At 57.3% G+C, this 10,855-nt stretch carries 12 protein-coding genes; 8 read left to right on the top strand and 4 right to left on the bottom strand.

The genetic code is table 11. The features are described from left to right. The first annotated feature begins 230 nt into the window (after positions 1–230). Both AC2FPW_RS00390 and AC2FPW_RS00385 read left to right on the top strand, forming a co-directional pair. A complete protein-coding gene (locus AC2FPW_RS00390; RefSeq protein WP_209599023.1) occupies positions 231–461 on the top strand; it encodes a type II toxin-antitoxin system CcdA family antitoxin in 231 nt (76 codons plus the stop codon). Further along, on the top strand, positions 461–760 hold the full coding sequence (locus AC2FPW_RS00385; protein ID WP_496812210.1) for a CcdB family protein: 300 nt from the start codon (positions 461–463) through the stop codon (positions 758–760). Before AC2FPW_RS00390 ends, AC2FPW_RS00385 begins: the two co-directional genes overlap by 1 nt. A gap of 54 nt (positions 761–814) precedes the next feature. Here AC2FPW_RS00385 and AC2FPW_RS00380 read toward each other — a convergent pair whose 3' ends face one another. From AC2FPW_RS00380 to AC2FPW_RS00365, 4 genes are read right to left on the bottom strand one after another with little or no spacing between them, the layout of a single operon-like run. Next, positions 815–1,759: an ABC transporter substrate-binding protein gene (locus AC2FPW_RS00380; protein WP_209506853.1), complete on the bottom strand. Its 945-nt coding sequence runs from the start codon at positions 1,757–1,759 to the stop codon at positions 815–817. A gap of 44 nt (positions 1,760–1,803) precedes the next feature. Further along, the gene (locus tag AC2FPW_RS00375) at positions 1,804–2,811 is read right to left on the bottom strand and encodes an ABC transporter permease (RefSeq protein ID WP_496812209.1); all 1,008 of its coding nucleotides are present in this window, start codon (positions 2,809–2,811) and stop codon (positions 1,804–1,806) included. Beyond that, a complete protein-coding gene (locus AC2FPW_RS00370) occupies positions 2,811–4,334 on the bottom strand; it encodes a sugar ABC transporter ATP-binding protein (RefSeq protein WP_496812208.1) in 1,524 nt (507 codons plus the stop codon). The genes AC2FPW_RS00375 and AC2FPW_RS00370 overlap by 1 nt, the downstream gene beginning before the upstream one ends. A gap of 41 nt (positions 4,335–4,375) precedes the next feature. Then, a complete protein-coding gene (locus AC2FPW_RS00365) occupies positions 4,376–5,929 on the bottom strand; it encodes a UxaA family hydrolase (RefSeq protein ID WP_496812207.1) in 1,554 nt (517 codons plus the stop codon). Between the two features lie 81 nt (positions 5,930–6,010). Between AC2FPW_RS00365 and AC2FPW_RS00360 the strand changes: the two genes are divergently transcribed. The 6 genes from AC2FPW_RS00360 (at position 6,011) to AC2FPW_RS00335 (ending at position 10,793) form a co-directional block, all read left to right on the top strand. Beyond that, positions 6,011–6,748 carry a GntR family transcriptional regulator gene (locus AC2FPW_RS00360; protein WP_267367423.1) on the top strand — a complete coding sequence of 246 codons (738 nt, stop codon included), beginning with the start codon at positions 6,011–6,013 and terminating at the stop codon, positions 6,746–6,748. After that, positions 6,745–7,797 (top strand): aldo/keto reductase, encoded by a 1,053-nt coding sequence (locus tag AC2FPW_RS00355; protein ID WP_496812206.1) that lies wholly within the window; start codon positions 6,745–6,747, stop codon positions 7,795–7,797. Before AC2FPW_RS00360 ends, AC2FPW_RS00355 begins: the two co-directional genes overlap by 4 nt. Beyond that, the gene (locus tag AC2FPW_RS00350; protein ID WP_480484658.1) at positions 7,787–8,215 is read left to right on the top strand and encodes an RbsD/FucU family protein; all 429 of its coding nucleotides are present in this window, start codon (positions 7,787–7,789) and stop codon (positions 8,213–8,215) included. The genes AC2FPW_RS00355 and AC2FPW_RS00350 overlap by 11 nt, the downstream gene beginning before the upstream one ends. Then, entirely contained in the window at positions 8,212–9,042 is an 831-nt protein-coding gene (locus AC2FPW_RS00345) for an amidohydrolase family protein (protein ID WP_496812205.1), read from the top strand. Before AC2FPW_RS00350 ends, AC2FPW_RS00345 begins: the two co-directional genes overlap by 4 nt. Before the next feature lie 134 nt (positions 9,043–9,176). Then, positions 9,177–9,932, top strand: a complete 756-nt coding sequence (locus AC2FPW_RS00340; protein WP_496812204.1) for an SDR family oxidoreductase — start codon at positions 9,177–9,179, stop codon at positions 9,930–9,932. A gap of 18 nt (positions 9,933–9,950) precedes the next feature. Then, a complete protein-coding gene (locus AC2FPW_RS00335; RefSeq protein WP_480488846.1) occupies positions 9,951–10,793 on the top strand; it encodes a fumarylacetoacetate hydrolase family protein in 843 nt (280 codons plus the stop codon). Positions 10,794–10,855: the final 62 nt, after the last annotated feature.

Raw genomic sequence — 10,855 nt, 5'->3', positions numbered from 1 at the left:
GAAAAACGGACCCTTCAAAAACCTCTTCGACCAACAGTTCAATAAACACAAACAAAAAGTCGCTCAGTAATGAGAGGTTACAAGAACTGAGCGCAAAGCTCTTTTCAGGCCAAAAATCTCCTGATTGCCACGTACCGCTGAACAGAGGGCTTCCACGCTTCACGTAATATGCGCATGTTTGACGCGCATATCGTGTGATGGTAAAATGGCGCAGATCTGAGGGTAATCAAATGAATGCTCCATCTCGTAAACCGACAAATCTATCACTGGATGGCGATATGCTGTCTGAGGCGCGGGATCTGAAGATCAATCTTTCCCGCGCAGCCGAAGACGGCATTCGGGCCGCAGTCGCCAGCGCAAAAGCTGAACGCTGGAAAGCCGAAAATAAGGCCGCGCTTGAGAGTTCCAACGCGTATGTCGAGCGTAATGGCTTACCGTTGGACACCTACCGACAGTTCTGATGCCAAAATACGACGTGTTCCGCAACCCGTCAGGTGACGGGTATCTTCTGGACATCCAGAGCGATCTGCTGAGCGGGTTGAACACACGCGTCGTCGTGCCACTGCTTCCCGAAGCGACAGCGCCGATCCCAGCCACCCGGCTCAATCCCGTCTTTGATATCCAGGGCAAACCGTTTGTTATGGCAACCCAATTCATGGCTGCTGTTCCGGTGGGCCTTCTAAAATCGCCGGTCGACAACCTTGATGATCACTTTGCGCAGATCACCGCCGGCGTCGACATGCTAATGCAGGGATTCTGACAAGCTTCTGGCCCTTGGAGAACCAAGAGCCAGGAACAAGTATGACAATGAAGATCAGTCGTACAGCACTGCCGCGATCTTCGGATCGTCGATGTTGGATGCGTCGTAATAGTAGAACCCGGTATCAATCAGGGCAGGAACTTCTTCACCCTTCATCGCGGCCACAGCAGCCTTGACGGTTTCATACCCGATGCCCACGGGATTCTGAGTGATTGCACCCGCCATCAGCCCGCTTTTGATCGCATCTTTCTGGGCCTTGCCACTGTCATATCCGATGATGACCAGCCCCTCGGTCCCCAGTTCCTGCACACCATTCACCACACCGATGGCCGAGCCTTCGTTGGTGCCGAAGATGCCATTCAGATCGGGGTTCGCCGTCAGGATCGCTTTGGTCACCTCGGTCGATTTCAGGTGGTCACCCTGACCGTATTGAACCGTGACAACTTCGATGTCCGGGTATTTTTCAGCAATGCGATTGACGAAGCCGTCGCGCCGGTCGATGCCTGTGCGGCTGGTCTGGTCATGCGCAACAACGGCGACTTTGCCTTTGCCGCCAATCATCTCGGCCATCTTGTCCGCAGCCAGCGCAGCCGCGGCCTGATTGTCTGTTGTTGCTGTAGAAACTGGGATGTCGCTGTCAACGCCACTGTCAAAAGCGATGATCGGAATGCCTTTTTCATCAGCTTGCTTCAGCAGTGGAATGGCGGCCTGGCTGTCCAGAGCGGCAAAACCGATGGCCTTGGGGTTATTGGCCAAGGCCGCCGCCAGCATGTCGATCTGACGATCCACCATGGTTTCGTTGTCCGGGCCTTCAAAGGTGATCGTGACACCGTATTCCTCGGCGGCCTGTTCCGCACCGGACTTTACCGCCTGCCAGAACTGGTGCTGAAACCCTTTGGACACCAGCGGAATATATATGTCTTCCGCTGATGACATAGTTGCAGGTATCGAAAGGCTGGCCGCACTCAGGGCCCCCAAAATGAAACGACGTGTTAGCATGTCTTCTCCTCCAGTTGGTCTTCGTTTCTGATTTTTGTGACTGTTCAACCTGTCTTCCTGCGCCGCGCCATATCGGCATAAACGGCCAGAATGATGATCGCGCCGGTGACAACGGTCTGCCATTCCTGCGCGACGGACAGCACCCGCAAACCATTGGTCAGAACTGCCATGATCAGGGCACCGATCAGGGTTCCAAGGATTGTACCACGCCCACCGGACAGGGACGTGCCCCCGATCACGACGGCAGCGATGGCTTCCAGCTCGTAGCCAAGCCCCAGCGCGGGCTGCGCCGAATTCAGTCGCGACGCGATCAGAATTCCACCGATACCGCAGATCCCACCTGCCAGAGCGTAAATGCGCATCTTCCAAAGATCGGTATTCACCCCCGATAGGCGCACCGCCTCTTCGTTTGATCCCAGCGCAAAGGTGTATCTGCCCAGAACCGTGCGCCCCAGAATGTACGAAGCTGCAATGGCAACAAGGAATAGGATCAGCACGCCATTGGGGATCGGCAATGCGGGAAAAACCTCTCCGATCAGCGACCCGAGCGAAATCTGGTCAAAGCCCGGCGTGTCGTTGAAGTAGATGGGCCGCGTGCCGGAAATCACCAGCGACAACCCTTTTAGGATCAGCATCATACCCAGCGTGGCAATGAAGGGCGGGATTTTCATCTTGGCGACAAAGGTGCCCGAGCACAGCCCGCAGAACGCACCCGCCGCAATCGCTGCCGTAACCCCCAACAACAGTGGCATTCCGAGATAGGTCAGCACGACACCGGCGATAACGGCACAGAACGTCATCAGAGTTCCCACGGAGAGGTCGATCCCGCCAGTTATGATGACCAGTGTTGCAGCAACCGCCAGCACCCCATTGACCGATGTCGCCTGCAAGATGGCGATCATGTTCGAAGTTTGCATGAAGTTCGGCGACGCGATTGAAAACCCGATCAGCAAGGCAATCAAGCTGGCGAAGGCCAGCAGCTTTTGATAGGCGCCGCTTTCCGAGAGCCCCGCCAGTGGGCTTTTCTTTTCGATTTCCGTTGCTGAGGTCATTACGCTGTTCCTGTTATCTGCATCGCCGCCGCCCGCTGCGTCGCCAGATGCATGATGTCTTCCTGAGTGGTGGCTTTGCCGCCCGGCAAAATGCCGGTCAGTCGGCCTTCGCACATCACGGCAATGCGATGGCTTAGGCGCATGATCTCGGGCAGTTCCGACGAAATCACGATGATCGTCTTGCCTTGACGGGCCAGTTCTTCCAGCAGCTTGTAGATTTCGGATTTTGCGCCCACGTCGATACCGCGCGTGGGCTCATCGAAAATCAGGATATCGCAATCCCGCAGCAGCCATTTGGCAATGACAACTTTCTGCTGATTGCCGCCGGACAGCAGGCGTACCTCCTGCGTGTCCGAAGGCGTGCGAATGCCCAGCTGCGTGATGTAATCCTTGGCCGTCGTGCTGATTTCACCATCGTTCAGAACACCGACACGTCCGGTGAACATATCCATCGACGCCAGTGCAACATTGTCGCGAACGCTCATCCCGGTGGCCAGGCCGAAATGCTTGCGATCCTCGGAAAGATAGCCAATGCCCGCCTTGACGGCATCGGATGGCGTGCGGATCGAGACCACCTGCCCATGCACCCGGATTTCTCCGCTATCCTTCGGATCTGCCCCGAAGATTGCCCGCGCAACTTCGGTACGTCCGGCACCCATCAACCCGGCAAAGCCCAATATCTCACCCTTCAGCACCGAGAAGCTGACATCGCGGATTTCGTGACCCCGACACAGCCCGGTCACTTCCAGCGAAACTTCCGCATCGCTCAGATCGGGGGGAACCAGCGGCTCTTCCTTGACTTCGCGACCTACCATCATCGCGATAATCTGGCTGATCGGCGTTGCTGCCGCGTCAACGGTGCCAACGTATTCTCCGTCGCGCATCACCGTAACCCGGTCAGCAATCTGCTTCAGCTCATCCATTTTGTGGCTGATATAGACAATTCCCACGCCTTCAGCCTTCAGACGGCGGATGATCACGAACAGCTCGGCAATTTCAGCATCGTTCAGGGCCGCGGTCGGTTCATCCATGATCAGAACCCTGGACCGGTAAGAAAGGGCCTTGGCGATCTCGACCATCTGTTGTTTCGCAATGGTCAAGCTGCCGACCTGCGCCTTGGGGTCGAGGTTTAGGTTCATGGACGCAAAAATCTCGGCCGTCTGTACATTCAACGCAGCATCGTTCAGTCGGCCAAACCGTTTGCGAGGTTCGCGGCCGATAAAAATATTCTGTGCCACCGTCAGATCATTCATCAGGCTCAGTTCCTGATGGATGATGCCGATACCCAAAGCCTGCGCCTCGCGTGGCGTGGTTGGGTTTGCATCACGCCCTTCGATTTGCAATGTGCCGCCGTCGCGCTGATATATCCCCGAGAGGATTTTCATCAGCGTGCTTTTGCCCGCGCCGTTCTCGCCCATCAGCGCGTGAACTTCGCCGGGCACCAGATCGAACTGCACTGATTTCAGCGCATGGACTCCGGGAAAGTGTTTCTCGATCCCCGACATGTCGACCAGTTTTGTCATTTATCCTCCCAAACACCTTTCTCCCCAAGGGGTGGTGCCGCCTACATCACCGCGCCGATTTGCCAGGGCACAAATTCGACCCCACCAAAGCCAAGTTCTTCGCTTTTTGTTTGTTCACCCGATGCGACGCGGATCAGCATTTCGAACAGCTCTTCGCCTTTTGCCTCAATGCTCACACCGTCTGTGACGATATCCCCACAGTTCAGATCCATGTCTTCCGACATCCGGGCATACATTTCGGAGTTGGTTGCCAGCTTGATGCAGGGTGTTGGTTGATATCCCGAAACCGAGCCCCGCCCGGTGGTGAACACGATCAGGTTCGCACCTGACGCCACCTGCCCCGTGACCGAGCATGGATCAAAACCGGGGCTGTCCATGAAAACAAAGCCGGCCTTGTCGATTTTCTCACCGAACTTGTAAACACCGCGCAAGGGCGCGGTGCCGCCCTTGGCGACGGCGCCAAGCGATTTCTCAAGAATGGTCGTCAACCCGCCGCGCTTGTTGCCGGGGCTTGGGTTGTTGTTCATCTCGCCGCCGTTGCGGTGAGTATATCCCTCCCACCAGCGAATGCGTTCGATCAGCTTTTCCCCGACCTCAACGGTCTCGGCCCGCCGGGTCAAAAGGTGTTCCGCGCCATAGATTTCCGAGGTTTCGGACAGGATCGTCGTACCGCCATGCCGCACCAACAGATCCGACGCATAGCCCAAAGCAGGATTGGCGGTGATCCCGGAATAGCCATCTGACCCGCCGCATTGCATTCCAACCGTTATCGCACTGATCGGCGCAGGTTTGCGTTCGGCCTTGTTCGCGAGGTCGGCAATCCCCCGCAGCTCGTTCAATCCACGTTCAATGGTACGGCGTGTGCCGCCCTCACTCTGAATGGTCATGTAACGCAGCACGCCATCAGGACGGATCGGACGACCCCCAACCAGATCGGCCACCTGCATCACTTCGCACCCCAAACCGATCAGCAGGATACCGGCGAAATTCGGGTGCTGGGCATACCCAGCCAATGTCCGAAACAGTGTGGCGTAGCCTTCATCTTTGCCCGACATGCCGCATCCAGTGCCATGAATGATCGGGACGATACCGTCCACATTCGGGTACGCGTCCAATAAGCCCCGTTTCTCGGCGGCTTCGGCTATGAATCGCGCCACGGAGCCAGAGCAATTCACCGTTGTCAAAATGCCGATGTAGTTGCGCGTGCCGACCTTGCCATCGGCGCGGTGGAAGCCCTGGAAGATACGGTCGCCTGAAATCTCGGGCAGCGGCGCGTTCGCGCTTGCATATGCGTAGTCCTGCTGATGCGCCCCCATACCCAGATTATGGACATGAACATGCTCGCCCGCGGCGATATCCGCTTTGGCCTGACCTATGATCTGTCCATAGCGGATCACATTTTCACCCGCCGCAATCGGGGCGGTGGCGATCTTGTGCCCGCGTGCGATGTCCGTGGGAAGCCGTATCGATATCCCATCTGGTTGCGCGTCGGCTTTCAGGTCGCGCAACGCGATGATCACGTTGTCATCCGGGTTCAGCCGGATTGTGTCACGGGCCGGGCCTCCCGGGGTTTTGATCTCTGAAACTGGGTGCATGGATTCCCCGCTTGTTCGCCACAGAGCTACGGGGATAATCCACTCTTGTCAACTAACATGTTAGTATGATAGTTCAGATTCATGAACCACCCATACGACATTGACGCCACCCGCCTGCCCGACATTTCAACATTTGAGGGATCGCTTGCGCAGCGGGTTTACCAATCCATCAAACAGGCGATCCTGGCATTGGATTTCCCTCCCGGTGCCAATCTGAGAAAGGCACCGATCTGCACGCGTCTGGGTGTATCCCGCGCACCTGTCGCGGACGCCATCACCAGGCTTGCCGCTGAAGGGCTGGTGGATGTGGTGCCGCAATCGGGTACACGCGTGTCCTATTTCTCGATGGATGAGATCCGCGAAGGCGCCTTTCTGCGAGAGGCCCTGGAGCTGGCAACAGTGGCCAAGGTTGCGCGTGACCTGACCGATGATCAGCGCAAAAAGCTGAGCCGCAACGTGCGCCTGCAAGAGTTGTTGATCGAAGATGACGACATTGCCGGGTTCTATCACGCGGATGAAGAATTCCACGCCCTGCTGATGGCGTTCACCGGAATGCTGCGCCTGCCGGATGTAGCGCAGACGGTGTCGCTACAGGTCAGCCGCGCGCGGATGTTGCTGTTGCCGACACCCGGCCGCATCGCGGAAACACTGGCCGAACACCGGGCGATATTCGATGCCATCTGCGCCCATGATGAACGTGCAGCACAAGACGCCATGCGCCATCACCTTGGGCAACTGATGCCTCGGATCGAACGGCTGCAACAGGAAAGACCGCAGCTGTTCAATTTACCCCCCCAAAACACCCGAGAGGCAGGATGACCGTTTCGCAAACCGCCCTTCTGAACAACAGGACGTCCCGGCCTGTGCCGCTGACCCGCATGGGGTTTGGCGGCGCGCCCTTGGGCAATCTTTATCGCAAGGTCTCGGATGCTGATGCGCAGGCTGCGTTGCAATCCGCTTTTGACGCAGGCATCCGGTTCTTCGACACCGCGCCGCAATACGGGTTGGGGCGGTCCGAGTATCGCTTTGGCGAAGCGATCAGGCGGTTTGGGCTTGAGAACATTCAGCTATCAACCAAAATCGGCCGCCTGCTGCTGGATTGCGAACCACATGAGGTGACGCCTGAAGCGTTTGTGGACGTTCCGCAGAAACGCATTGTGTTCGACTATACCTATGACGGCGTCATGCGGTCATATGAGGCAAGCCGGGACCGGATAGGTGTTGCCAATGCGGACATTCTTCTGGTGCATGACGTCTGCGCTTTCAGTCAGGGCAGTCAGGAAATGTCAGACGCCAAAGTACGCGAGTTGTTCGATGGCGGCGGGTACAAGGCGCTGGTTGAACTGCGCGATGCAGGTGAGATCGCTGCGATTGGCGCCGGCGTGAACGAATGGCAGGTTTGCGAAAAACTGCTGGGTCTTGGCGATTTCGACGGGTTCCTGCTGGCAGGTCGGTATACGCTTTTGGAGCAGGAAGCTTTGGACAGTTTTCTGCCACTTTGTGAGAAACGCGATGTGGGCATCATTCTGGGCGGGCCGTATAACTCAGGTATCCTCGCCACCGGAGCGGTGCCTGGGGCCAAGTATAACTACTCCGATGCGCCTGAGGATATTCTTGAACGGGTGCGCAGGATCGAAACTGTCTGTGCGGCCCATGACACACCGTTGATCGCAGCCGCGCTGCAATTTGTTTTGGGACATCCCGCCGTGAAAACGGTTGTTCCGGGCGCTGTCAATGCGGCCGAGGTTCAAGCCAATGTCGCCCTGCTGGAGCGGACTATCCCCGCCCAGCTTTGGTCAGACCTGCGTACCGAAGGCCTGATCCGGCCAGATGCCCCTTTGCCCAAGGAACCTGTCAATGCTGCGTAACCTCGACCCGCTGTTGTCACCTGAGTTGCTGTACGCCCTGCGCGCCATGGGCCATGGCGATGACATCGTTATTGCGGACGCCAATTTCCCGGGCTCAAGCCTTGGGCCCGACTGCATCCGTGCGGATGGTTCAACAGCAAGCGACCTGCTTGGCGCGGTGTTGTCTGTCATGCCGCTGGATACATTCGTGCCCGACCCCGCGCTGACCATGCAGGTTGTCGGTGATCCCGAAGCCGTGCCCGAGGCCGTCGCGGATTTCCAGAAGATCATCGACGCGCAGGCTGACAACCCCGCGCAAATTCAGGGTCTGGATCGGTTCGACTTCTACCAACGCGCGGCATCCGCATTTGCCATCATTCAGACCGGCGAGCGCAGGCTGTACGGCAACATCATCCTGAAGAAAGGCGTGATTGCATGAAGATCGACGCCCATCAGCATTTTTGGGCGCTGGCACGTGGTGACTATGGGTGGCTGACACCGGATTTGGGCCAGATTTACCGGGACTTCGGGCCAGATGATCTTGCGCCATTGTTGCAAGCACAGGGCATCGACGGGACAATTCTGGTTCAGGCCGCGCCGACCGTCGCCGAAACGGAGTACCTGTTGTCACTGGCGGACAAGACACCTTTTATCAAAGGTGTGGTTGGCTGGGTCGATTTCGACGCCCCTGATGCGCGTGAACAAATCATCAGACTAGCCACTCATCCCGCTTTGGTTGGTCTGCGGCCAATGCTTCAGGATATCGCTGATCCGAACTGGATGCTCGGCGCAGCATTGACGCCTGCCTTTGAGGCCATCCAATCTAACGATCTGACTTTCGATGCCCTCACCCTGCCCCGGCACCTGGGGCCGCTGCGTCAACTTCTTGCGCAGCACCCGGACATGCGGGTTGTGATTGACCATGGCTCGAAACCTATGATCCGGGAGAGTGTACTTGACGGGTGGGCCGAAGACATGGCCGCCATCGCGCGGGACACCAACGCGTTCTGCAAACTGTCCGGTCTTGTCACCGAAGCTGCGCCTGACTGGACGGTTCGGGACCTGTACCCCTATGTGGACCACCTACTGAACACGTTCGGACCATCGCGGTTGATCTGGGGCAGCGACTGGCCGGTCTGCACACTGGCCAGCAGCTATGAACGATGGATCGATGCAACCGATGAACTGCTAAACGCACTTTCCTCCAATGACCGTTCGGCCATCCTCGGAGGGAATGCGGCAAAGGCTTATCACATCAGGATTTGACGGTGCCGCACCGAACCCCAAACACGCACTGCTTTGCGCCCGCTGAACCTGCCCAATCTTTTCCCTGAGGCGCGAACAACAAGGCAGTTATCCCCAACACACCACCCGGCTTCGGGAAAATCATGAGGACCAGAATGACATCGCATCAGCCTTCTGACCAACTAAAAGGCAAAACCGCATTCATCAGCGCCGCTGGGCAGGGCATCGGACGTGCCACGGCCGAACTGTTCGCAGCCGAAGGCGCGCATGTCTTTGCAAGCGACATCAACGAAACCACTTTGGCCGGGCTTTCGGAGATCGACAGGATCTCTCCAATCCATCTCGACGTGACAGACGCGCATGCCGTAAAACGTGCCGTGGCTGAATTGCCACCGTTGGATATCCTGTTCAATTGCGCGGGTTACGTGGCAAACGGCACCATTCTTGAGTGCGAAGAGGACGACTGGGATTTCAGTTTCGATCTTAATGTGAAGGCTATGTATCGCCTGATCCGTCTGACCCTGCCCGCGATGTTGAAAAACGGCGGGGGGTCGATCATCAATATGTCCTCGGTCGCATCGTCGATGAAGGGCGTTCCAAACCGGTTTGTATATTGCGCATCAAAGGCTGCCGTAATTGGCCTGACCAAGTCGATCGCCGCCGATTTCGTCACGCAGGGCATCCGGTGCAATGCTATCTGCCCCGGCACCGTTGACAGCCCCAGCCTGCACGAGCGTTTGCGGGCGACGGGCGACTACGAAAAGGCGATGACGGATTTCATCGCCCGCCAGCCGATGGGGCGCATTGGGACTGCCGACGAGATTGCCGAACTGGCGCTCTACCTTGCGAGTGACAGCAGCGCATTTACCACAGGTCAGCCCTTTGCCATTGATGGCGGATGGGCGATTTAATCTGAAAGGGATCACAATATGAAACTACTGCGGTTTGGCGCCTTGGGTGCAGAAAAGCCCGGGTTGCTGCACGACGATGGCACAATTCGCGACCTGTCAGGCGTCATCGACGATATTTCGGGCGATGTACTCAGCGACGAAGGTTTGGCGCGGTTGCGCGCGCTGGATCCACAGGATTTGCCGATGGTTGAAGGCAACACCCGTTTAGGGGCGTGTGTCGGCCAAGTGGGCAAGTTCATTTGCATCGGCCTGAACTATGCCGACCACGCGGCAGAAAGCGGTATGGAGTTGCCGCAGGAACCTGTGATCTTTTTCAAGGCGACATCGGCCATTATCGGGCCAAACGATACGGTGGAAATCCCGCGCGGGTCCGTCAAGACCGACTGGGAGGTCGAATTGGGCGTGGTGATCGGCAAGGAAGCGAAATACATCTCCGAGGCCGAAGCGATGGATCACGTCGCGGGCTATTGTGTGGTCAATGACCTGTCGGAACGTGATTTTCAGCTTCACCGCTCGGGGCAGTGGGTCAAGGGCAAATCGGCAGACACATTCGGCCCCATCGGTCCATGGCTGGTAACGCGGGACGAGGTTGCAGACCCTCAGAACCTGCCGATGTATCTTGAGGTCAACGGCCACCGTTATCAGGATGGCTCGACCCGGACGATGCATTTCGGGGTGGCAACTGTGATCTCACACCTGTCACAATTCATGTCCCTGCAACCGGGTGATGTGATCTCGACCGGAACTCCGCCAGGTGTGGGCATGGGGCAAAACCCGCAAGTCTATCTGAAACCCGGCGACACGATGGAATTGGGCATCGAAGGCCTGGGTGTTCAAAAACAGAATGTGATCGCGGGATAATCGGGCACTATCAGATGTCTGCCCGAACACATTATCAGGCGAGGTTTCCCTCGCCTGATAAT

The sequence above is a fragment of the Ruegeria sp. SATB027 genome, assembly GCF_059613825.1.
The sequence above is the reverse complement of the archived record's forward strand: the minus strand, read 5'-3'. Positions and strand labels throughout refer to the sequence as shown.

What these genes read in the sequence shown, in the direction of transcription:
- AC2FPW_RS00375 (WP_496812209.1), bottom strand. Translation starts at nt 2,811, where the DNA reads ATGACCTCAGCAACGGAAATCGAAAAGAAAAGCCCACTGGCGGGGCTC.
- AC2FPW_RS00365 (WP_496812207.1), bottom strand. Translation starts at nt 5,929, where the DNA reads ATGCACCCAGTTTCAGAGATCAAAACCCCGGGAGGCCCGGCCCGTGAC.
- AC2FPW_RS00360 (WP_267367423.1), top strand. Translation starts at nt 6,011, where the DNA reads ATGAACCACCCATACGACATTGACGCCACCCGCCTGCCCGACATTTCA.
- AC2FPW_RS00370 (WP_496812208.1), bottom strand. Translation starts at nt 4,334, where the DNA reads ATGACAAAACTGGTCGACATGTCGGGGATCGAGAAACACTTTCCCGGA.
- AC2FPW_RS00345 (WP_496812205.1), top strand. Translation starts at nt 8,212, where the DNA reads ATGAAGATCGACGCCCATCAGCATTTTTGGGCGCTGGCACGTGGTGAC.
- AC2FPW_RS00350 (WP_480484658.1), top strand. Translation starts at nt 7,787, where the DNA reads ATGCTGCGTAACCTCGACCCGCTGTTGTCACCTGAGTTGCTGTACGCC.
- AC2FPW_RS00340 (WP_496812204.1), top strand. Translation starts at nt 9,177, where the DNA reads ATGACATCGCATCAGCCTTCTGACCAACTAAAAGGCAAAACCGCATTC.
- AC2FPW_RS00335 (WP_480488846.1), top strand. Translation starts at nt 9,951, where the DNA reads ATGAAACTACTGCGGTTTGGCGCCTTGGGTGCAGAAAAGCCCGGGTTG.
- AC2FPW_RS00390 (WP_209599023.1), top strand. Translation starts at nt 231, where the DNA reads ATGAATGCTCCATCTCGTAAACCGACAAATCTATCACTGGATGGCGAT.
- AC2FPW_RS00380 (WP_209506853.1), bottom strand. Translation starts at nt 1,759, where the DNA reads ATGCTAACACGTCGTTTCATTTTGGGGGCCCTGAGTGCGGCCAGCCTT.
- AC2FPW_RS00385 (WP_496812210.1), top strand. Translation starts at nt 461, where the DNA reads ATGCCAAAATACGACGTGTTCCGCAACCCGTCAGGTGACGGGTATCTT.
- AC2FPW_RS00355 (WP_496812206.1), top strand. Translation starts at nt 6,745, where the DNA reads ATGACCGTTTCGCAAACCGCCCTTCTGAACAACAGGACGTCCCGGCCT.